The following is a 22,445-nucleotide window of genomic DNA, read 5'->3' as shown; positions in this document are numbered from 1 at the left end:
TTATTTTGATTATTAATTGAGCAGGTTTGAAGTGAAAATCAACTTATTCACAATAAAAAAGCCAGTCAATGTTCAATACATTAACTGGCTGTAAATTTAATTTTTTCTAGACCTAGAAATTAACGATGTTATTTGTAGCATTGTGATCGGTAAGGATGTTTTTTTATGATAGGCCAAAAACTTAGGCGTCCAAGAATTAACATATTTTTCTTTAAAACTTCTTAAACCTTGAAAGTGATATAAAAATTGTCCATATTGATAAATTTGCGCTGCAATTTTCTCACTTGTAAATGAATACTTAGATAGTCCTACGTTTGCTAAAGGTGTCATACCGACATTAAAATAATGAAAATTTCTAGACTTAAACCATTCAATTAAGTTAACAAACATAAAGTCCATAATTCCTTTTGGAGCGTCAACTTTATGGCGCATTAAATCAATTGAAATCGTATGATCATTATAATTTGGCATAATGGATGCAAAAGCGATCATTTTATTTTCACTATTTTTAATAATAGCTACAGGCGCAAGTTTGATATACTCCTCATCAAAATAGCCAAGTGAAAACCCTTTTTCTTTTCGCCCTTTTAGCCACTCTTGTGATAATTCCTTTAATTCCGTAAAGAATTCATTTGAATAAGGTGGTTCTATAATTTCAAAGCTATATTCTTCACGTTCAAATTTATTGTAAAGTGCACGTATTCCTTTATTACGTTTTCCTGATAAGGTGAATGTTGAGATATCAGTAAAGCCTTCTTCACCAAGTTTAAAGAAATCAAACCCGTTTTCATGTAAATAGGATAGTGAATTTGAGTTTACTTGGTAGAAGACGAGTGTATATCCAAATTGATCGGCATAGTTTAACAATTCCTCAATAGCAGGATATAAACGAGACTTATCACCAACCGGGTCACCTAAAATAACTAATTTGTCTGCATATGGCTGAAAAATAAATAACACTGTCTCATCTTGAGCCCAGAATAAATATTTATCATGTAAAAATACCAAATGTGAAAGTTCGGTACCACCATACTGATTAAAATGTTCTCTTATTTTTTCTTCTTCAGCTTTCGTACTTATAAATTCAAATTGTTTTCTTTTAACTTTAAAAAATGCGATATAAAAAAATAGTAAAGCAGCTGCAAAACCAAGAACTGCACTAATAACGATGTCCCTCGAATTAACAAGTATATAAGGCAAGTATTTAGCAGGTATTTTGACATTTGTTTGAGGTAGATTGATATAAGCAATAAGTAAATAACTACCTAAAAAGAAGAATAAAATAAAATTATCAACAATCAGCTTACCCCAAGTTAAAACGAAGCTTTCTCTATAAAATTGTTTCTTTGAAATAAATAAGATAAAAGCAACTGCTAATACAAAAAGAGCTTCTTCATAATCTAATCCTTTTGAATAGGTTGTAACTGCCCCAACAATTAGCATGAATAGTGTAATATACCATGCTCTTTTATCCTTATAATCAATTCCACGAGAGAGTCCTAACAATGTAAAGCCTGCTGTGACTGAAATTAAATGTGAAATATTAATAATTGTCGAAGGTAAAATTAAATTTAAAAGACTAATTCTTAAAAGCATGCTAGGAACAGCAGCAGAAATTAATAGAATAACGCCAGATAAAAATATTAAAATCGTTAAAAGTTTATGCCCTAAATAAGTAGAAATTTGATTTGGAATATTATTAAATGACTGATTTATTTTATTCCATAATAATTTAAGAGCTAAAATAATACCGCAAGCAAACGGGAAAAAGAAATAACTGAAACGATAAATCAATAAAACAAGAAGTGTCGTTTCCTTGTCGATTCCAAAGTATGTAAAACCTAGTAGGAAAATAAAATCAAAAGATCCAAGTCCACCTGGAATCATACTTAAGAGTGCTGCAACAGAGGCTACTAAAAAAACAGGTAATACCTCTATGATTGAAATGTCGATATGTAAAAATAAACAAATGAAGTAAATGAATAAAAAAATAAATGACCATTCACATAAAGAAATGACAACCAGTGAAAGCATATATTTTGCGGAGAAATTCTCCGAGAAAAAATTACGTTTTAAATAAACGACTAAAAACATAACCGGGAAATAACAAATTGCAATGATAATAGCAATATATAAATACTTATATTCATTTAAAAATGATAAATTAAATATTCCAGTAAATAAAACTAAGCTCAATATCGATAATCCAGAAAGTAAGAATATCGTTACACTACTCACTGCTTTAACAATTTCTGGTCCGGTGCGATCTTTTCGATAAAATAGTGTTCGAATGGTAGTACCTGCTACCCCACCAAGACCAATTAGGTTTGAGGAAGTATTTGCAAGCCAAGCTACCATTAATATTTTTCGAAAACTGAAATCTAATTTTAATAGTCTTACAAGTACAAAGTCATATAAAAACATTGGAGATACGGCTATAATACCTAATGCAAAAATCAAAATATACTGTATTAATGTAAGAGACTCCATATAGTTAAAGAACATTTTAAAGTCGAAATTTAAAAGTACGTTTTTTCCAACAAATATAAATGTAACGAGCAATATTGAAATGAAAAATAGTTTAAATAAACCTACTTTACTAATCCGAAACTTATTCATAAGACACTCCTGAAGTTATTATTCAACAAATAAAATAATAGTTATTAGCTTTAGTATTCCATATTATTCCACTATTTAACAAGAAGAATATTATTACGTCTTAGAAAATTTAATAACTTATTATTTTGCGGATATAAAGTTAATTAGATTTTAATTATCAGACCTATTTTAGATTTAATATCGTTGAAAATAGAACTTAGATTTGCATTACAAGTGCTTGCTGAGCATGATACCTAAGACTCCACGTCACGTAAATGGGCTCAGGATCCACATATTCCGTAGGAGTGTGGCATCTATTGTTCCTAACAACTATAATAGTCAGATTTTTAAAGTAATTTTTTTATATTTGTCTTTTTATTGTTCAACATAATGGCAGAATTGTTGAACAAGGAAAACCTAATTAAATGTTGAATTAATAGATTTAATCGAAGTATAGGTGGATAAAGTATATGAGTGATCAATTCAAAGAAATAGTAAACTGGGTAGATAATATAAATGATCGAAATCGAAGTTCTGCTTCAGCTCTAATCATCATGAAAGATAATAATATCGTGCTAGAAAAGTATAATGGTTTTCATAGTAATTCTGATATTTCTATACCCGTAACACGAACATCTAAGTTCAATGTTGCTTCTGCAAGAAAAAGTTATTTAGGATTAGCAGTTGCGTTTGCACTTATTGAAGGTAAAATTAAAAGCCTTGATGATTATGCAATCGAATATTTTGATGAACTAGATGAAAAAATACTTGGAAAAACAACAATAAGACATTTAGTTACACATTCACATGGGTTGAATGAGACAGATCATGGATCTATTTTTAGAGAATTTGAACCGGGTCAAGGGTGGGCATATAGAGGGATTAACATATCAATGATGACAAATCTCATAAAAAAACTGTATAACAAAAGCTTTCCAGAACTACTAAAAGAACGGGTCTTTACACCATTAGGATTAAAAGAAACTAGTTGGGATACAAAAGAAAATGAGAGATTAGTTAAAGTAATTGATAATCCTGACAAAGAAGCAGCATTTAAATTAGGATATTCAAGTGATGGCTCCGAGTCTAACCTTCATGTCTCAACAAGAGAATTTGCATACTGGGGTAATCTTCATTTAAATAAAGGAAATATAAATGGAAAACAGGTAGTCCCGAAGGAAGTTATTGAAATAGCAACTCAAGTTCAAAATTCTAATTATAAAAATAAGGACTTACCACAAAATGGCTTGTTTTGGTATGTTCAAGATATTCCGAGAAAGAACAGTGAGATTGGTGATAGAGTACCACTAGGATCATATCAAATATTAGGAATAACAGGACCAACTATTCTAGTAATACCTAAATATAATGTAGTTGTAGCTAAAATGTATAACAAAAGATATAACTATGGTGGAGATAATTATCTCTATTATTTAAGAGAATTCAGTAATATAGTGGCAGATGCATTTAGGGAATAGTAACATTCTAAGTCAACTACTATGGAAGTGCGACATAACTTCTATTGACTGTGGTTAATCTAAACATTCATGGTTGGCTAATGCATGCTGTAATTTAACAGCAAGTCCACATTTTACAGATAAGAGGATATAAGAATGAGTAAACTGTCTATAAAATTAGTAATTGAAAACAAAGAATACATTCTTGAAGAAGATAAAGAGTACATCTTCGAATTTAAACCAGGTTATGAATTAGGAAATTTAAATAATCCATTTTCAAAGGTTAGTATGATGAATATAGCATTTGAAGATGACAGTGGAGAAACATATTTTTTTATTTTTCATGAAGAATCAAATGAGGATTAATTAATTCACAAAGATGAACTATTATCAATCACAACTATTTAAACCATTATTCAACTAATGAATGCTTTAGTTGAACAACATGATCGTCTGAGAAGTGGATCTTTCTTACTTGAACTACATTGCAGATTAAGTGCATACGAATCGTCTGAATTTATATGAAAAATTTGAAATTCCCCCAAATTATACAAGTCTTTAAGTTGATATAATTAACTTAAAAATATTTGAAGGTGGAGTAAATATGAAAAAAATTATATGCATACTTCTTTGTATTAGTTTATTTTCATTACTTTCTGGATGTAATACGGATAGCAAGAGTTTTTCAGAAGTTTTTCACGGGAATTTAAATGAAATTAATAAAATTGAAGTTACTAACGGGCAGAATGGGAAGAACACTGTAATAACAGAACAGAAAGCAATTAATAACTTTATTAGTGATATTAAACATATTAAAGTTGTCCAAAATAAAACGACTGATGTAAAGGGATGGTTATACAGTGTTACATTTTATAATCACAACAAAAAGTTAATGAGTTTCACAACTAGTGAAATAGAAGGTAAGACAAAAAAAGATGATACAAAATTAGTTACTGCAATTGAAACATTTTTGAATTATAGCAGTTTAAACCACACTTTGCATTAATTTGTAATTTTCACCTAAAAAATTTTTAAGCCATGCTTATAGCCTATTCCGCAAACTCCCAAATCTACATATATTATAAAGATTCGAAAGCCCAGAATTGCATAATACGTTATTCAAAAGGGAGGAAAGTTAATATGAACTTCTACAATTATGTACCTTATAATCATAATGATTATTTTAGAAATCCACAGCAAGCTGTAAATCCACAACAAATTTTAACATTAATAAACCCAGCTGTTAGCCATGGATTAAAAGAAGCACAACACCTTGGCTATCAACATGCATTAACAGAAGCAGTTGCTATAGGATATTTAATGGGAAAAGGTTACGATTATAATACTGCTTGGAAAACTGTTGAAACTTGGTGGAGACCACCGGGGACGGCTATACCTACTCCATATTAAAATTTAGTTTTTTGAATAGTATCATAGCTAAAGAGAATTTTTGAGGAATCATTAATTTAGTAGATTCCTTTTTTGTGTTTGTGGATCTATATAAATAAACTTCATTTAGAATTAGGGCTCTATTAAAGTACGTATGTAAAGTATAATTTACTATTACAAAAAAAATCGACTAATGAAATATAAAACGATCTATAGGGAAACAAAATTTAGTGGAACAGTATTGGTGTTAAAATTCATTTTTTTTATATTTATCGATTTTAAATGTTAAAGTGTTTCAACAATAATAATATACCAGCAAACTAATGATTATTTTAAAAGTCGATGATGAATCTCTAATATCTTAAAAATTGATTATTAAACTGTTACACTAAGTAAAGGAGATTTAATTAGTATTTTATCGTAAACTTTTTTTGATATATTAGTTGATTGGAACGAAAGGGGTGCTCGACTCCTATGGGATAAGCGGGAAGGCTGAGACCCCGCAGACTCGCCGAGGAGGCTAAAGAATCTCGCCCCATGGAAAGCGAGCCTGTAGTGGAAATCAACATCACTCTACTCCTTTTACGAAAATTTGGTAATTTAATTGACAAGGCTGTTTTTCAACTGCGTAAAAAAAAATCGACTGTAAAGTCGATTTTTTAATTGAGATAAATGGTAGGTAATTTGAAGAAGGTATTTGTAAACGAATATTGAATGATTAGTTACATATGCAAAAAATGTAAAATTTTAGATTTGAGTGATTATAAAGGAGGAATCTAACCTGCGCGGAATTGAACTGATTAATACATACAAAAACGAGCTTCAAAATTACTCTTTGGAGCAGTTAAGGTATAAATCTGAAGAGGAGGTTTGGTCTATTGGTCAAATGTATGACCATTTAATTATTTGTGCACATGAATACCTAGATAGCCTGGAAACATGTGCTACATTAAATGATGAACAACCCCTTGGGAAAACGGAATTTGGTGAGCATTTATATAAAATCGGGGGATTTCCACCAATTAAAATTAAATTACCGGATGAACTAAATGATCCACCTAATAATTCAGATAGCAAGGACGAGCTCATCAGCAGAATTGATCAAGTAATACTAAGGTTGAGCCAATGGGAATCAAAAGTGGATGATATAAATCCAAATTATAAAGTCCAGCATGGAGGGTTCGGTTGGTTAAATGCAAGGGAATGGTATGATTTGGTTTATATGCATTTTCGTCATCACTTGCGCCAAAAAAGTGAGTTAGAAGAAAGGCTTGTTAAGTGACAGGTCTTAGAGTTGTATTTAGAATACATTCTTTAAACTAACCAATCTGATAATTTTTAAAAATTATGTTGTTATTATTTTAAGAAGAAATAAGGAATTTAAATAGATAGAAAAATAAATAAAACAAAAAGACAAATAATAATAGGGAGTGAACAATGAATAAAAATCGGTTAGAAGCTTTTAGTGATGGTGTACTTGCTATCATTATTACAATTATGGTCCTTGAAATTAGGATTCCTCATAGTCCGAATATAAAAGACTTATTACAACTTTTCCCAACCTTTCTTAGTTATTTACTTAGTTTCATTTATGTAGGTATTTACTGGAACAACCACCATCATATGATACACACTTTACAAAAGGTGACAGGATCAATCATGTGGGCTAATCTTCATTTGCTTTTCTGGTTATCATTAATTCCTTTTGCTTCTGGTTGGATGGGAGAAAACCATTATAAGCCTTATCCTACAATGCTTTATGGTGTAATACTCTTAATGGCGGCAATAGCTTACTTCATATTACAAGGTATAATTATCAAAAAAGAGGGAAAGAATTCAAAGTTAAAACAGGCTGTAGGTAACGATTGGAAAGGAAAAGTATCTGTGGTTTGTTATTTATCTGCAGTTTGCACGTCTTTGATCTGGCCTTGGTTCGCTCAAATAATATATGTATTCGTTGCAATTTTGTGGTTATTACCGGATCGTCGAATAGAGAAAGTTATGCAAACAAAGTAATATTTTAATAAATTTATAAAAAGTTAGGGAGCTGATTATGATGATAAAAGGTTTCGGGGGAATATTTTGGAGGACTAAAAATCTGGATGCATTAAAAAAATGGTACAGTAAAGTGCTGAATGTTGAAATAGAAAATTGGAATGGGACTATTATTAAACCCGATTCTGAAAATGAAACAATCTTTTCTTTCTTTACTGAAGAAGACAGATATTTCCCAACAGAACAGCAAGTAATGTTAAATTTTCAAGTTTATAATCTAGACGAGACGATTAAGCATCTTGAACAAGTGGGTGTACCTCTTGCAAAGGAAAAAGAGGTTAGTGAATATGGTAAGTTTGCTTGGATTAAAGATCCTGAAGGTAGATTGGTTGAACTTTGGGAGAAATAACGGATTCTTATTTAAGAAAGGATTGCTGCGGCAATCCTTTTTTCTTTTTGTACGAACGGGTGATTTAGATAAACAAGGAATAAAAAGATTCTCTCTAGAATATTAGTTTTTAGTAAATCAATGTATAGAGATTACAAAAAGGAGAACAATCTATGTCGGACTTATTTATTTTTTTACCTCTATTAACTCTCATTATCGTAATAGCTATTATTGTTTTCTTAATAAACAAATTGGCAAAGAAAAAGAATAAAAGCGCAGGAAGAATTCTTGGAACCATCTTTTTGTTATATGTCACTTGTATATTAATAATGGGGGTTATTACTTATTTTAAAGGACCTTAATCAAAGATTACATGAGTTAGCCGGCTGTGAATTAGGATTTCAAAACAGAGAATCGACTCATGAATGAGTAAGTAATTTTGCTCATTTTTCATTTGAAAAACCAATTAGGAAAAGATTTTTATACTTATCATAATGGTCATTTATTGACACAACATATTTAATCAAAAGACATATTAGTTTCTTTAACTAGTAAAATAGTTTACAATTTAGTAGTTGAATTGTAATTTAAGTAATATACATAAAATTAAATGACCATAGATCGCTGAGTTTAGTTGAGTGTTTCTTCTATTAATAAAGGGACATTTCAATTTTAAAGCGGGGGAACCAATTTTTGTGCAATTGTACTTTGGGGTGAATCCTTTTTAGGTAGGGCTACTTTTTAGGTCCGAATCCGACAGCTAACCTCGTAGGCGTGTAGGGAGAAGGTTTCCAAAATGATGTCTTATTAAGGCACTGGAGATTTTCCTAGTGTCTTTTTTGCATTCAATTTTGGTAAATGAAGAAGTAAGTGGGGGTTATGAAGTGCTAGAAATGTATATATTTGGTGGAATTCTTATTTTAACTATGTTAATGGCAGTATTTATGACTCGTAAGGATTCTGTAGTAGATGATGAAAATGGAAAATATAAAAGTAAAAAGTCAGGGAATAGGAAGAGAATCGTTAGAGAGAGAAAATCAGGTAAAGTCGTTAGAATAGATTGATTTGCCGATACTATCGAAATTAAAATAGGTCGAAAAAACATTTAATAGTTCCTTAAGAGAGTGGCCAACTAAGCCATTCTCTTTTTTATTTATTTAGTTTTGGTTTCTTAATTCATATTTAGTTCATAATGAATTTATATAATATGTACATAATTATTTGGAAATGTAAGTAGGTGGATTTATTGAATCATGTAAAAGTATTAGTTGTCGATGATGATGCAAATATTCGCGAGTTAATCTCTATTTTTTTAAGTGGTGAAGGCTATACGGTTCTTGAGGCTGAAAACGGTCAAGAAGCATTAACGATACTAGAAGACAATAATATTCAAATAGTAGTAGTTGATGTGATGATGCCTGAAGTAGATGGATATGAGCTGACAAAAGAGGTTAAAAAGTATTATGATATTCCGATTTTAATGGTCACAGCAAAAGGGGAATCTCAGGATAAATTAAAGGGCTTTGATCTAGGGGTAGATGATTATGTTGTAAAGCCTTTTGATCCTTTGGAAATTGTAGCACGTGTAAAAGCTCTATTAAGAAGATTTCAATTACTAACTGATAAAAATATTTTTGTAGGTAATTTAACGATTAACCAAGTTAAATATGAAATTTCAGCAAATGATCAATCGATTACGTTACCATTAAAGGAATTTGAATTATTGATGAAGCTTGCTAGTCAAGCTGGAAGAATTTTTACGAGGAATGATTTGATTGAGCAAATATGGGGACTTGATTATGAAGGAGATGAACGCACGGTTGATGTGCATATAAAGAGAATACGAGAGCGTCTAAGAGAGTTAAAGGCTACGGTCGAAATCGTTACAATAAGAGGTTTAGGCTATAAATTAGAGGAAAATCACACATGAAAAGCATGTATACAAGATTGGTTTTAATCTTTATTTCAGTTATTTTGTTGAGTTTAGTCATTACTTTTTTTATCGCTTCAAAATACTTTATAAAACATGTTGAAACAGAAGTACAAAGTGATTTAATAGATGTTGGAGAAAATTTTATTTCCATATACTCTAAACAAGATAATCAAAATGGAGTAGATGCGACGTTACAAATTCTTAGTAAAAATTTTTATCTATCACTGTATGATGAGTCGGGTAAAATCGTTTTGAAAAATACAGCACTAAAAAAGAAGAATATAAAAAAAGAACAAGTATTAACCGTTCTAAACAAAAGTGATGTTCAAACAAAAGGATATCTCATCGGCCTACCTTTTCAAAAAGATGGGCATAAATACGCTTTATTTATTCAGCCCAATATTGATCGTGGGTTCTTTAAAATGCGGAGAGTTTTATTTTTTAGTTTACTGACAACCTTAATCATTGGATCAGTAACATTTTTATTTGTAGCTAAGTTATTAGTAAAGCCAGTAAAAGAGCTAATTCGTGCTACAAAAGAACTGGCTAAAGGTAACTATGATGTTCAAGTAACGATTAAACGTAAGGATGAAATTGGATTACTTGCTTCCAACTTTAATGTAATGACGAATAAATTAAACAAGTTAGAAGAGATGAGAAGTGAATTTGTTTCAAATGTTTCTCATGAAATTCAATCACCGTTAACATCTATTAAGGGATTTGCAAAAGTTTTAAGAAATAAGCAATTAACTGAAGAAAAAAAGGAACATTATTTATCCATTATTGAAACAGAGAGTGAACGTCTTTCAATGATGAGTGAAAGATTATTAAAGTTAGCTTCATTGGACTCTGAGCAACACCCATTCCAGCCTACGACCTACAAATTAGATGAACAAATTCGAAAAATTATTTTGACATTAGAGCCACACTGGGAATGTAAAAAGCTTCAATTAGTTTTAAATTTACCACAAACAGAAATAGTGGCAGATAGTTTACTACTTGAACAAGTATGGATTAATTTACTTCAAAATGCGATTAAGTTCTCAAATATAGCTGGGTATATTAAAGTGGATATTTTGGAATTAGATCATAATATTCACGTGCTCATTAGCGATAATGGGCTAGGGATTAGTAAGGAAGATATTGAGCGGATATTTGAGCGATTTTATCAAGCAGACCGTTCTAGAAATAAAAAAGGAACTGGTCTTGGTCTTTCGATTGTACAAAAAATAATGGAAATACATCAAGGGAAAATAGAGGTTGAAAGTGTTGTTGGAAATGGAACTAGCTTTACGATTATCCTACCGAAAATCTTGTAAAATAAAAAAGTTCAAATTATGTTCTTAATTGTTCATATTCTGTTCATATAGATTTGATAAACTAATCACGTATTAGAATTGTAACGAATCGAAAGGGGAAATAGATACATTATGTTTGCAGGCTTAACGAAATTAAGTTTGAAGAACACAATATCAGTTATTATACTAAGTGTTCTTGTTTTAATAGGGGGAATATACTCTGCCCAAAAAATACAAATTGAAACATTTCCTGATGTTTCATTTCCAGCTGTTGCAGTACAGGTAGTATACCCTGGTGCATCATCTGAGGACATAGAAACTGAAGTCACTAAACCAATCGAATCAGGTTTAATGAAGCTTGAAAACTATGATCAGTTAACAAGTACTTCAAGTGAAAATATGGCTTCAATCTTTTTGATTTATCCATTTGGAACGGATATGGATAAAATTGAAAAAGACGTTGATAATGTAATCAATAAAACAAAATTACCTGATAAAGCAGAAGCGACAGTTCAGCGAATTGCGATGGATTCTGCTCCTATTTATCAAGTTGCAATTGCAAATAACGGACAAGTAAAAGATTTACAACAATCAATTGAAAAAGATTTACTTCCTCAAATTAAAAAAATCACTGGTGTTAGTGATGTAAGTCTTCAAGGAACTAAAGATGAAGAAATTCAAATCGTTGTAGATAATAAAAAAGCTGAAGAAAAAGGGATTTCTTTAGATACTATTAAAACGGCAATTCAAGGTCTAGATTACGCAGTGCCATTAGGATCTGTTGAGAATAATGGAAAAACAGTTTCTGTTCGAATGAAAGGTACGTTAAACTCAGTCGATCAAATCAAAAAAACAGTTTTATCTAGTGCAGCTGCCCAAAGTACACAAATGGGTACGATGACTCAAGGAGCACAACTAGGTAGAGGTGCAGGACAAGCACAAACAGTTACGCCAAAAAATGTTACTGTTGCTGACATTGCAGATGTAAAAGTAGTTTCGGTTCAAGATCAAATTTCTAGATATAACGGAAAAGAAAGTTATATTTTATCTGTTTCTCAAACACAAGATTCAAATACAGCGGATGTAGCAACAGATGTTAAAAAAGAAATTAAATCATTTAAAAAGGATAACAATGTAGAAACTCATGTCATTATGGATAACGGGAAAGAAATAGAAAAATCCGTTAGTTCTTTAATTAAGGAAGGTCTACTAGGTGCTTTATTTACAGTAGTAGTAATTCTGTTATTCTTAAGAAATATTAGAGCTACATTAATTTCTATTTTATCTTTACCAATTTCAATTTTTACAACAATATCAGTATTAAATTCATTGGGTTATACATTGAACATTATGACTTTAGGTGGTCTAGTTGTTGCAATAGGACGTATTGTTGATGATAGTATCGTTGTAATTGAAAATATTTTCAGATGGAAACAACAAAAAGGTAACCAATATAAGAAAAAAGAAATGGCATTATATGCAACAAAAGAAGTAATCGGTGCCATTGCATCCTCTACATTTGCTACAGTAGTAGTATTTTTACCTTTAGCATTTGTAAGTGGTATTATTGGAGAATTCTTTAGACCATTTGCAATTTCAGTAGTCGTTTCAATTTTAACTTCTTTAATCGTTGCGATTATCTTAATTCCAACATTAGGAGCAAAATTCTTATCAAAACCATTAAAAGAGCATAGTAATGATACTCGTTTTATGAGAAACTACGAAAAATTATTGCGCTCTGCATTAAAACGTAAATGGATTGTTATCTTATTATCAATCGTTTTATTAGCTGGTTCATTATCGATGATTCCTTTATTAGGATTCTCATTCTTACCTGGTAGTGTAAATAAAACACTTCAAGTGACAGCAACTCTTCCATCAAATAGTACTGTGGACCAATCAAATGTAGTTGCAAAAGAATTAGAAAAATACTTTGCAGATTCAGACCTAATAGACAGTGTACAAGCTACTGTTGGTGGTAAACGTGATTTTATGATGAATATGGATGGTGGCAAAAATAAAGCGATCTTCCAAATCAATCTAAAAGATGGAAAGAACATGAATAAAGAGCTTTCAAAAATTAACAAAGAAGTTCCTTCAATTGTTGATGCGAAAGTAAAAGGTACAACGATCGTAGCAAAAGAACTTTCTCAAAATGGTCCTCCAACAGGGAACAATATTGATGTAAATTTATATTCTGCAAACTTTAATGATTTAAAAGATGCAGCATCAAAAATTGAAAAAGAATTAAATAGTGATGATCGTTTGAAAAATGTTTCTAATAATTTAAAAGACGTTCAACCTAAATTAGAAATTACATTAAACGATAAAGCACGCGATGAAAATATCTCAATGATCCAAGTTATGGGAGCTATTAATGAAAAAATTAACGACGTTGAAATCGGTGATTACGATTTAAACGGCGAAACAAATAAGCTTACTGTAGGCTATAAAACGAAAGCAACTTCAAAAGAAGATATTGAAAAAATTAAATTTATGACTGCAACAGGTCCGAAAGAAATTAAAGACTATGTAACAATTTCTGAAAAGGATGCACCAGTTTCAATCAACCATGATGATGGAAAAATGTATGCATCAGTAAGTGCAGAAGTAAAAGGTAAAGACACAGCAACAATTACAAAAGATGTAACAAGTCACTTAAATAAAATTGATTTACCAAAAAGCGTCGATATGAAAATTGGCGGCGGTTTAGATATGATTACAGATGGATTCAGCAGTTTAGGAATAGCAATGGTAGTTGCTGTTGGATTAGTATTCTTAATCATGAGTATGACATTTGGTGGCTTAAGAACACCGTTTGTTATTTTAACATCATTAATCTTTGTACCAGTGGGAGCTTTCTTAGCGTTATTTATTGGCAAGCAAACACTATCAATGAGTGCAATGATCGGACTATTAATGTTGATCGGTATTGTTGTAACAAATGCGGTTGTATTATTAGACCGTGTTGAACATAACCGTAGAAATGGATTAGATGTAACTGACGCATTAATCGAGGCTTCAAAGACAAGATTACGTCCAATCCTAATGACAGCATTAGCGACAATTCTTGCATTAGTACCAATGGCCCTTTCAAATTCAACATCTGGCTTAATTTCGAAAGGATTAGCAGTAACTGTAATTGGTGGATTAACAACTTCAACATTCTTAACACTAATCATTATTCCAGTTATTTATAAGTTAGTAAGCAAAAAGAAAAAGATTGAAGAATAATTGATGAAGAGTGCCTCACATAAAAAGTGGGGCACTCTTTTGTATATAAAACAAAACTCTGTTAAATGAAAATGTTGATTTTTGAACTAAAAAGATTCCTTTTTTTCAAAAAGTTAAATGAATATGTTATTAGCAGGATTTTCGTACATTCGACAAGAATAGTTACTTTTGAGAGAATAGGAATAAATAATTACAAATGAGTAGACTATCACTGACAATAATAAATATAAATGTACAGCGAGGGAGCAGATGAGTAACACAAAAGAAAACGCATATGAGATTTTAGAGAGAGTTACCGACGGATTCTTTGCGCTAGATGTAAATTGGAATTTTACTTATGTAAACTCAGCGGCTGCCCGTCTACTTTTTCGTAGACGGGATAACTTGGTTGGTAAAAATATATGGAGTGAATTTCCAGAAGCAATAGAGTTAGCGTTTTATAATCATTATCATAGAGCGATTCGTGAACAAAAACCAGTTTTATTTGAAGCATATTTTCCCCCACTTAATATGTGGTTTGAAGTGAAGGCCTATCCTTCATTAAACGGATTAAGTGTATATTTCCAAGACATATCTGATAGGAAGCTATCACAAACACAAAAGGACGAACATTACAAATCCCTTTTTGAACAAAATCCAGATGCAGTATATTCTTTTGATTTAAATGGAAATTATCTTAGTGTAAATCCAGTTATGTAAAGAATGTTCGGATATACTGAATCGGAGTTATTACAGATGTCATTTGTACCTCTAGTAAGTAAAGTAGACTTGGATCGAGTAATGGAACATTATAAAAGAGCTACGGAAGGTATTACTCAGAGATACCAAGTAAAAACATTACATAAAAATGGAACTGTTGTCTATTTAAATGTTACAAATATGCCGATTATTATCAATGGTAAGATAGTTGGAGTATATGGAATTGCAAAAGATATCACAGATCGTCAATTGGAGCAGGGTGAATTAAGCAAAACGAAAGAAAGACTAGAATCTTTTGTTCACAACAATGCAGATGCAATTTGGGTCATTGATTTGGAAGATCGAGTGTTAGAGATTAATTCCTCATTTGAAACAATGTTTGGTTATTCAGCAGAAAGCATTATAGGGAAGACTTTACCGATTGTTCCCGATTTTCTAAATGATTTTATTCAAGAAATTCATAATAAAGTAAGGACAGGTGTATCTGTTGTTGCTCTAGAAACTATTAGAGAATGTATGGATGGTAGTCTAATTCACGTTAGTGCAACTCTTTCTCCAATTGTTGATTTGAAAGGAAATGTGACAGGAATCACAGGAATTTGCCGTAATATCACCTCAAGAAAAAAAGCGGAGGAAACGGTCAAAATTAAATCGAAACAACTCGAATCATATATAGAAAACAATGTAGATGGTATATTAATTTTTAATCGGAATGGTGATGTAGTACATTCTAATAAAGCATATGAGACAATGTTTGGTTGGACAGGAGAAGAGATACAGGGTGTCCATTTGTATGATTTGGGGTTTATTCCAGACGAAATTTTGACAGAAGTAAAACGATTTGAAGGTAAAGTGAAGCAAGGAATGGTTATTTTCGGAGAAGAAACAATCCGTGTTCGAAAAGATGGGGTTAAGGTTAATGTTATATTATCAGCAGCGCCCATTCACGATGCACAAGGTAATTTGGATGGTTGGTCATCAACTTTAAGGGATATTACGGAGTGGAAGATGTCTCAAATAATGTTACAAAACACCGAAAAACTATCTGTTGCTGGTCAATTAGCGGCAGGAATTGCCCATGAAATCCGAAACCCTATCACCTCTATTAAAGGATTCATTTATTTGATGAAGAATGGATTTGGAGATAAAGAAGAGTATTTTAAAATTATGTCGTCAGAATGTGAACGAATCGAAGGAATTCTTAGTGAACTACTTATTCTAGCAAAGCCACAAATCAATAAATTGGAACAGACAGATATTCATATGTTATTAACTCAAATTATCGTTCTTTTAAAAACGGAAGCAATTATGAATAATGTTGAAATTATCACTGAGTTTCTAAAGGAAGATCTTCAGATTAATTGTGATGAAAATCAAATGAAACAGGTGTTTATTAACTTTATTAAAAATGCGATTGAAGCTATGAAAAAAGGTGGGAATTTAACGATTCAAACCCAAAAAAGAGATGAAAAAAAATTGATGATCCAAATTATTGATGAAGGAGGCGGGATGTCCGAAGAAACGATTAGTAAGTTGGGCCAACCATTCTATACTACGAAACAAAAAGGAACGGGCTTAGGTTTTATGATAAGTAAAAAAATCATAGATAATCATTTTGGCGAAGTCCATATTGAGAGTGAAGTAAACAAAGGTACAACTATAGAAGTTATCATACCGCTCGTAAATGAAAAGGCTAATTTATTGAACTAATCTGCCAGTTACTTGAAGAAGAAACTCAACTTTCTACTTCAACAACCAATAACAAATAAGAGCTTAGGCACAAACGCTACCTAAGCTCTTTTTATTATTTAGGTTCATAATCAAAATGTAATTCATTATTTTCATTTACAATTACGTTTAAATTATAATCTTTAAAATACCATAAATCCGTTTCGTTAATAAAATAAACAACGTTATCAACCGTAATAGATTCACCGATGTTCACAGGTTGTTCTTTAGTAACTCCTAAAGAATAGCCTTTATGTATTGTACTATTTCCACCGTATCGCGCGAAAAAACGTATGGTATCTCCTTCTTTTACATCCATCTCATCTTTAAACCATTTTATTGCATCTTCGGAAATTGTAATTTTCATTGTAACCGACCTTTCTTTATCTTATAAAAATATTATAGTATGAATGTGAAAAACTATACAGAAAAGTGATGTTAAGTGTAAAAAGTGATGGTAGAAATTTTAGAATAAAAAAGAAAACCCACATTAGCTTGCAGGTTTTCGTTTCTGATTGAAGTATTTTGGGAGAGGCGCATTAGACTAATCTATCTTATTTTTTGAAAAATGATAGTATGTTGTTTTTAAATAAAATAAATAGAGAAATGACGACAAACCCATAATAGACGATTTGTTCAACTAGTGGGGTAGCATCGATAAAGGAGAAAAGACCTTCGGTGAATACTTTACCGCCAAAGAAAATTAATAGAATACCCAGTAAAGTAAAGATCACTTTAATATTTAAATTAATTGTAGTTTTGATAAATAAATATGCGATTAAGACAGCTGCGATTATTCCTAGTAAAATAGAAATCATACCAACAAAGGCGATTGAATGTGCATTTGATAAAACAAACAGAACTAGCTCTAAGCCTTCCCGGATTACAAATACGCTTGCCATTAATAATAATGAAATACCACTATCCATAATTTTAACTTCTGATTTTAGTTTATCTGAAATATTAATGCTACTTTGTCCACTTAACCAGTAGATAAAATAGAAGATTAGCAATGCTGCAATTAATTGGATTACACCTTCGATCGTATGTTCAACATTTCCATTTAGTTCACCGAATGTTGTAAATAAGAAAAATCCAACAAAAATACTAACAATTACTCCAAGTATTGTACCGTAAATTACTGACTTAATTAAATGCTCTTTTTTACTCTGGATTAAAGTAATGAGTAGGTACCCGATTACTAGAGAAACCTCAAGGCCTTCTCGTAAAGCTATTAAAAAATTAGCATTCAACTCACTATCATCCTCCCGATTAGATTTAAATCTACTAACTAGACTATTCTTTAATAGTAGGAATGGACACTATTTTATTAATAAATAGGCATAATAAGTTATGTGGTAAAATTAATATAAAATGGTCCAAAATGTGAATTATAGAAGGGGAAAAAATGGAATATTTTACAAGTAGAGCGATAGAAGTTATTAAAAATATTCCACCAGGAAAAGTAATGACATATGGTCAAGTTGCAAAATTGGCAGGAAGTCCAAGAGGAGCTAGACAGGTTGTAAGAATCTTACACTCGATGGGCCAAAAATACCAATTGCCATGGCATAGAGTTATAAATGCTAAAGGTGAAATAGGAATCCAAGATGAAGAAGGATTTTTAATGCAAAAGCGTTTCCTCCAAAACGAAGGGGTCAAATTTGTGAGCGAGCGAACCGTTAACTTGAAGGAATATCAAGTAAGTGTAGTTCTTGAGAAAGAAGATGTGGATTTAATATAAGAGCGCATCCAAGCTATTAAAATAAGAATGAGATTGTTACTCAAAATTCATTTATTAATGGATTTGAGTATTTTTTTTGCTCTAATAATTTTTAAATTGGTAACGATGGTGAATACTGAAAATGACTATGTTTAAAACATTGTTACGAACAATAAAGTTGTGAAATTGTAAAAATGTTAGTTCGAAAGTGTTACGATTGAAACCTTTACAATGAAACATTGTTTTGTTATACTCGTGTCAGGAGGAATGTCATATGAGTGAAGAATTAATTTCCAAAAAAGATTTACTACAACTTACAGGCATATCGTACGGACAGCTTTATAGATGGAAAAGGAAAAATATCATTCCTGAAGAGTGGTTTATGAAGAAATCCAGCTTCACTGGACAGGAAACGTTTTTTCCAAAACAGAAAATTTTGGATCGAATTGAAAAAATAAAAGAGCTGAAGGATGATCAATCATTAGATGATATTGCTAGAGTGTTTTCAATCAATGAAGAAATCGTTTCTGATCGTGGGAATGCTACTTTATCTTTGGAGCAAATCCCTAAACAAGTCGTACAAATATATCAATCACTTTTTCCAAATACTAAATTAGAGCATTTAGGTACGGTTCAATTATGTTCACTACTTTTTGTAAACGAGTGGCTTTCAAAAGGAAGTGTAACAATAGAGGAAATAAAGCAATTTCTAAATTTGGTTGAAACACATAAAAACCAAATTAACTTGGATGAAGCGACTGTCATTTATATTCGAAAATTTGGTATGGGTACATGGATTATTGGAAATCAACATGAAACGTTTGTAGATCAAAAGGATTCGATCTTAATCAATGTTACTCTCTCGAACTATTTAAATAAATCGATTAAATAAATTATGGAGGAGAGATTATAGTGAGCGTGCAATCAAAGCAGAATGCGATTATTAACGGTTCAGGTACAATTGGTACTGGCAAATATGATGACGTTAGAATTAGTGGAAGCGGACGTATACTTGGTGATATTTTTTGTCATGAAGTGAAAGTAAGTGGCTCAGCAAAATTCAATGGAAAAGTCGAAACTGAATATTTTAATTGCAGTGGGAGCGCTAAATGTTTAAGTGATGTTGATGCAAAAAAAATGAGTGTCAGTGGATCTGCTTCGATTGATGGAAAAGTTTCTGGTGGAGATGTGAATGTTAGCGGAAGCTTTAAAACAAAGGGCGACTTAAATGTTCAAAGTATTAATGTTTCAGGCTCAATGAAAACGACAGGAATAGTGAAGGCTGAAGTGATTACTGTAAAAGGATCGCTTTCTACAGAAAAAGGATCTGAATGTGAAGTATTTACAGCTAAAGGTCACTTGTCAATGAATGGTTTATTAAATGCAGAAAACGTAAAAATTACCCATGGTGGATTTGGCTATTTACCTCATCATGGATTTAGCTATATACCTGAAATTGGTGGAGAAACGATTGAAATTAGTCGATTCGATGACAATAATATATTTTCACGTGTTTTTACTAAACTATTTAACAATCGAATGAACTTCAAATCAGATGTAATTGAGGGAAGTGCTGTAAAGATTGATTATACGACAGCAAGTGTAGTACGGGGTGATGCTGTAACAATTGGACCAAAATGTGTAATCGACCTTGTGGAATATACAGAAGATGTTCAGATACATCCTTCAGCAAAGGTAAAGGATGTAAAGAAATTAGAACAATAAGCGACTTAAGGGATAACCTGAGTCGCTTTTTTTTGCTTTGTGAAAACGGTATTTAAATAAAATAGCATATGGAAGTTTGAATTGAAAGTTTTAATAAAATGCAAGCTGACTCATGATTTCGGTTATTGAACTATAGTTAGTTGAATGTTAAGATAATAATGTGCAAACGGTTGCAATGAAATAGTACTACTTTTTTATTTAAGGCTAAAAATATACTCAATAATGAAAACGCTTTTATGTATTTGGAGGAGAGAGATTATGACAAATCAGAGTTGGTGGAAGGAAGCGGTTGCTTACCAAATTTATCCACGTAGCTTTATGGATTCAAATGGTGATGGAATTGGTGACTTAAGAGGTGTAATTTCAAAATTAGATTATTTAAAGGAACTTGGTATAGATGTTATTTGGATTTGTCCGTTTTACAAATCACCAAATGATGATAATGGTTACGATATCTCAGACTATCAGGACATTATGGATGAGTTTGGTACAATGGCAGATTTTGATGAGCTATTAGAAAATGTACACGAAAGAGGAATGAAGTTAATTTTAGATTTAGTAGTCAATCATACAAGTGATGAGCATCCTTGGTTTTTAGAATCTAAAAAATCTAAAGATAATCCTTATAGAGACTACTATATTTGGAGAGAAGGAAAAAAATCAGGCCATGAGCCAAATAACTGGGAAAGTATTTTCGGCGGATCTGCATGGGAATTTGATGAAGCAACAGATGAATATTTCTTACACTTATTCTCAAAAAAGCAGCCTGATTTAAATTGGGAGAACAAAGAAGTAAGACAAAAAGTATATGACATGATTAATTGGTGGTTAGATAAAGGAATTGATGGTTTCCGAGTAGACGCAATCAGTCATATAAGAAAGCGTCCAGGTTTTCCAGATATGCCAAACCCAAAGAAAGAGAAATATGTGGCAAGCTTTGATATGCACATGAATCAAGAGGGAATTCACAAATATCTGGATGAGTTAAAAAGTGAAACATTTGATAAATATGACATCATGACAGTCGGAGAAGCAAATGGTGTAACAACGAAAGATGCACACTTGTGGGTTGGAGAAAAAGAAGGTAAGTTCAATATGATTTTCCAATTTGAAAGTTTAGATCTTTGGAAGAAAACCGATGAATCTGAAACTTCAATCGCTGATTTAAAAGAAGTACTTACTAAATGGCAAACTGGTTTAGAAGGATATGGATGGAATGCATTATTTATAGAGAATCATGATATACCTAGAGCAGTCAGTACATTAGGAAACGATGATGAAGCATTTTGGAAAATTTCAGCAAAAGCTATTGGAGTAATGTATTTCTTTATGCAAGGAACGCCATTCATCTACCAAGGTCAAGAAATTGGAATGACAAATGTTCATTACACATCAATCAAAGATTATAATGATGTAAGTGCAAAAAATATGTATAATACAATGATTGAAAATGGTTCGACTGAACAAGATGTACTAGATATTTTATGGAAAACAGGCCGTGATAATTCTCGCACACCTATGCAATGGAACAGTACAAAGGATGCTGGATTTACAACAGGTAAACCTTGGCTTAAAACGAATGATAACTTTAATGAAATAAATGTTGAAATCCAAGAAAAAGATGAAGACTCCATTTTATCATTTTATAAAAAGATGATTACATTACGTAAAGAAAATAAAGCACTGGTTTATGCACCGTATGAATATCTAGACGTTAAAAATGAGCCTGTTTATGCATACACTCGAACTGGTGAAAAAGAAACATTTTTAGTGATTACTAATTTATCTACAGAGAAACAAAAATTTATTTTACCGAAAGAGCTAACGAAAAAGAATGCACAATTAAGTTTAACTAACATTGAATTAACAGATGACAAATTAGTTGAAAACATGGAATTTAAACCTTTTGAGGCTAGAGTTTATCGCTTAATTTAATTTTGTTGTATGGTACTTACTAAACAGACTGTCGAATGACAGTCTGTTTTCTTTTGTACAGGATGCTCGCTTTCCATGGGGGGAATCTGTGGAAGTGCAATTAAAAAGCTGAAACTGCAAATAAGAATACGAAACATAGGGTAATAGAAAAATATAATTAAATAATTAGAGAAATAACATTAAATTAGACTTTGAAACAAACAAAACTAAACATAATTTAGTAAAAACAAAAAAATCTTCCCATTTAATTGTTAAAGAATGATCCGAACTTTTACACTAGATTTCACCGTTAAATCAAGTAAGAACACTTCTATCTAACGGGGCTCATACTCCTATCAATTAA

General features: G+C 31.3%; 20 protein-coding genes and 1 riboswitch. Of the genes, 17 read left to right on the top strand and 3 right to left on the bottom strand.

The features are described from left to right. Positions 1 to 96 precede the first annotated feature (96 nt). On the bottom strand, positions 97 to 2,619 hold the full coding sequence (gene mprF, locus AN960_RS11640; RefSeq protein ID WP_056471338.1) for a bifunctional lysylphosphatidylglycerol flippase/synthetase MprF: 2,523 nt from the start codon (positions 2,617 to 2,619) through the stop codon (positions 97 to 99). A 449-nt stretch (positions 2,620 to 3,068) separates the two neighbouring features. On the opposite strand from mprF, the gene AN960_RS11635 reads away from it, so the two are divergent. The 13 genes from AN960_RS11635 (at position 3,069) to AN960_RS11570 (ending at position 16,701) form a co-directional block, all read left to right on the top strand. Further along, positions 3,069 to 4,076, top strand: a complete 1,008-nt coding sequence (locus tag AN960_RS11635) for a serine hydrolase domain-containing protein (protein WP_056471337.1) — start codon at positions 3,069 to 3,071, stop codon at positions 4,074 to 4,076. A gap of 135 nt (positions 4,077 to 4,211) precedes the next feature. Then, positions 4,212 to 4,421 carry a hypothetical protein gene (locus tag AN960_RS11630; protein WP_056471334.1) on the top strand — a complete coding sequence of 70 codons (210 nt, stop codon included), beginning with the start codon at positions 4,212 to 4,214 and terminating at the stop codon, positions 4,419 to 4,421. Between the two features lie 238 nt (positions 4,422 to 4,659). Continuing rightward, positions 4,660 to 5,061: a hypothetical protein gene (locus AN960_RS11625; RefSeq protein WP_056471331.1), complete on the top strand. Its 402-nt coding sequence runs from the start codon at positions 4,660 to 4,662 to the stop codon at positions 5,059 to 5,061. A 134-nt stretch (positions 5,062 to 5,195) separates the two neighbouring features. Beyond that, the gene (locus AN960_RS11620) at positions 5,196 to 5,465 is read left to right on the top strand and encodes a hypothetical protein (protein ID WP_056471328.1); all 270 of its coding nucleotides are present in this window, start codon (positions 5,196 to 5,198) and stop codon (positions 5,463 to 5,465) included. A 736-nt stretch (positions 5,466 to 6,201) separates the two neighbouring features. Continuing rightward, positions 6,202 to 6,726 (top strand): DinB family protein, encoded by a 525-nt coding sequence (locus tag AN960_RS11615; RefSeq protein WP_353611585.1) that lies wholly within the window; start codon positions 6,202 to 6,204, stop codon positions 6,724 to 6,726. A gap of 155 nt (positions 6,727 to 6,881) precedes the next feature. Further along, positions 6,882 to 7,460 carry a TMEM175 family protein gene (locus AN960_RS11610; protein WP_056471325.1) on the top strand — a complete coding sequence of 193 codons (579 nt, stop codon included), beginning with the start codon at positions 6,882 to 6,884 and terminating at the stop codon, positions 7,458 to 7,460. 40 nt (positions 7,461 to 7,500) lie between these two features. Beyond that, positions 7,501 to 7,848, top strand: coding sequence for a VOC family protein (locus tag AN960_RS11605; protein WP_056471508.1), 348 nt, complete (start codon positions 7,501 to 7,503; stop codon positions 7,846 to 7,848). A 628-nt stretch (positions 7,849 to 8,476) separates the two neighbouring features. After that, a riboswitch (cyclic di-AMP (ydaO/yuaA leader) is annotated at positions 8,477 to 8,616 on the top strand. Positions 8,617 to 8,657: 41 nt separating this feature from the next. Further along, positions 8,658 to 8,891 (top strand): hypothetical protein, encoded by a 234-nt coding sequence (locus AN960_RS11595; protein ID WP_056471320.1) that lies wholly within the window; start codon positions 8,658 to 8,660, stop codon positions 8,889 to 8,891. 182 nt (positions 8,892 to 9,073) lie between these two features. Then, the gene (locus tag AN960_RS11590) at positions 9,074 to 9,757 is read left to right on the top strand and encodes a response regulator transcription factor (RefSeq protein ID WP_056471318.1); all 684 of its coding nucleotides are present in this window, start codon (positions 9,074 to 9,076) and stop codon (positions 9,755 to 9,757) included. After that, entirely contained in the window at positions 9,754 to 11,079 is a 1,326-nt protein-coding gene (locus AN960_RS11585) for a sensor histidine kinase (protein ID WP_056471317.1), read from the top strand. Before AN960_RS11590 ends, AN960_RS11585 begins: the two co-directional genes overlap by 4 nt. Positions 11,080 to 11,190: 111 nt before the next feature. Further along, entirely contained in the window at positions 11,191 to 14,292 is a 3,102-nt protein-coding gene (locus AN960_RS11580) for an efflux RND transporter permease subunit (protein ID WP_056471314.1), read from the top strand. A 249-nt stretch (positions 14,293 to 14,541) separates the two neighbouring features. Beyond that, complete coding sequence (locus AN960_RS11575; RefSeq protein ID WP_056471311.1) at positions 14,542 to 14,991, top strand: PAS domain-containing protein; 450 nt, start codon at positions 14,542 to 14,544, stop codon at positions 14,989 to 14,991. A 3-nt stretch (positions 14,992 to 14,994) separates the two neighbouring features. Beyond that, the gene (locus AN960_RS11570) at positions 14,995 to 16,701 is read left to right on the top strand and encodes a PAS domain S-box protein (protein ID WP_082459481.1); all 1,707 of its coding nucleotides are present in this window, start codon (positions 14,995 to 14,997) and stop codon (positions 16,699 to 16,701) included. Between the two features lie 94 nt (positions 16,702 to 16,795). Here AN960_RS11570 and AN960_RS11565 read toward each other — a convergent pair whose 3' ends face one another. Both AN960_RS11565 and AN960_RS11560 read right to left on the bottom strand, forming a co-directional pair. Continuing rightward, positions 16,796 to 17,086 carry a HesB/YadR/YfhF family protein gene (locus AN960_RS11565; RefSeq protein ID WP_056471305.1) on the bottom strand — a complete coding sequence of 97 codons (291 nt, stop codon included), beginning with the start codon at positions 17,084 to 17,086 and terminating at the stop codon, positions 16,796 to 16,798. Positions 17,087 to 17,273: 187 nt separating this feature from the next. Continuing rightward, the gene (locus tag AN960_RS11560; protein WP_056471303.1) at positions 17,274 to 17,972 is read right to left on the bottom strand and encodes an FTR1 family protein; all 699 of its coding nucleotides are present in this window, start codon (positions 17,970 to 17,972) and stop codon (positions 17,274 to 17,276) included. 155 nt (positions 17,973 to 18,127) lie between these two features. Here AN960_RS11560 and AN960_RS11555 point away from each other — a divergent pair, with 155 nt between their 5' ends. The 4 genes from AN960_RS11555 (at position 18,128) to AN960_RS11540 (ending at position 22,102) form a co-directional block, all read left to right on the top strand. Beyond that, on the top strand, positions 18,128 to 18,463 hold the full coding sequence (locus tag AN960_RS11555) for an MGMT family protein (RefSeq protein ID WP_056471301.1): 336 nt from the start codon (positions 18,128 to 18,130) through the stop codon (positions 18,461 to 18,463). A gap of 253 nt (positions 18,464 to 18,716) precedes the next feature. Further along, entirely contained in the window at positions 18,717 to 19,334 is a 618-nt protein-coding gene (locus tag AN960_RS11550; protein ID WP_056471298.1) for a DUF4004 family protein, read from the top strand. Between the two features lie 20 nt (positions 19,335 to 19,354). Further along, a complete protein-coding gene (locus tag AN960_RS11545; RefSeq protein ID WP_056471295.1) occupies positions 19,355 to 20,167 on the top strand; it encodes a polymer-forming cytoskeletal protein in 813 nt (270 codons plus the stop codon). A gap of 222 nt (positions 20,168 to 20,389) precedes the next feature. Continuing rightward, entirely contained in the window at positions 20,390 to 22,102 is a 1,713-nt protein-coding gene (locus AN960_RS11540; protein ID WP_353611584.1) for a glycoside hydrolase family 13 protein, read from the top strand. Positions 22,103 to 22,445 lie beyond the last annotated feature (343 nt).

The sequence above is a fragment of the Bacillus sp. FJAT-25509 genome, from assembly GCF_001420605.1.
Classification (GTDB): Bacteria; Bacillota; Bacilli; order Bacillales; family Bacillaceae_G; genus Gottfriedia.
Note: the sequence above shows the minus strand (reverse complement) of the source record. Positions and strands in the feature narration are given on the sequence as shown.

Excerpts from the sequence above, each read along its gene's own strand:
- mprF (WP_056471338.1), bottom strand. The coding sequence starts at position 2,619 with ATGAATAAGTTTCGGATTAGTAAAGTAGGTTTATTTAAACTATTTTTC.
- AN960_RS11635 (WP_056471337.1), top strand. The coding sequence starts at position 3,069 with ATGAGTGATCAATTCAAAGAAATAGTAAACTGGGTAGATAATATAAAT.
- AN960_RS11630 (WP_056471334.1), top strand. The coding sequence starts at position 4,212 with ATGAGTAAACTGTCTATAAAATTAGTAATTGAAAACAAAGAATACATT.
- AN960_RS11625 (WP_056471331.1), top strand. The coding sequence starts at position 4,660 with ATGAAAAAAATTATATGCATACTTCTTTGTATTAGTTTATTTTCATTA.
- AN960_RS11620 (WP_056471328.1), top strand. The coding sequence starts at position 5,196 with ATGAACTTCTACAATTATGTACCTTATAATCATAATGATTATTTTAGA.
- AN960_RS11610 (WP_056471325.1), top strand. The coding sequence starts at position 6,882 with ATGAATAAAAATCGGTTAGAAGCTTTTAGTGATGGTGTACTTGCTATC.
- AN960_RS11605 (WP_056471508.1), top strand. The coding sequence starts at position 7,501 with ATGATAAAAGGTTTCGGGGGAATATTTTGGAGGACTAAAAATCTGGAT.
- AN960_RS11585 (WP_056471317.1), top strand. The coding sequence starts at position 9,754 with ATGAAAAGCATGTATACAAGATTGGTTTTAATCTTTATTTCAGTTATT.
- AN960_RS11580 (WP_056471314.1), top strand. The coding sequence starts at position 11,191 with ATGTTTGCAGGCTTAACGAAATTAAGTTTGAAGAACACAATATCAGTT.
- AN960_RS11575 (WP_056471311.1), top strand. The coding sequence starts at position 14,542 with ATGAGTAACACAAAAGAAAACGCATATGAGATTTTAGAGAGAGTTACC.
- AN960_RS11570 (WP_082459481.1), top strand. The coding sequence starts at position 14,995 with ATGTTCGGATATACTGAATCGGAGTTATTACAGATGTCATTTGTACCT.
- AN960_RS11565 (WP_056471305.1), bottom strand. The coding sequence starts at position 17,086 with ATGAAAATTACAATTTCCGAAGATGCAATAAAATGGTTTAAAGATGAG.
- AN960_RS11555 (WP_056471301.1), top strand. The coding sequence starts at position 18,128 with ATGGAATATTTTACAAGTAGAGCGATAGAAGTTATTAAAAATATTCCA.
- AN960_RS11550 (WP_056471298.1), top strand. The coding sequence starts at position 18,717 with ATGAGTGAAGAATTAATTTCCAAAAAAGATTTACTACAACTTACAGGC.
- AN960_RS11540 (WP_353611584.1), top strand. The coding sequence starts at position 20,390 with ATGAAAACGCTTTTATGTATTTGGAGGAGAGAGATTATGACAAATCAG.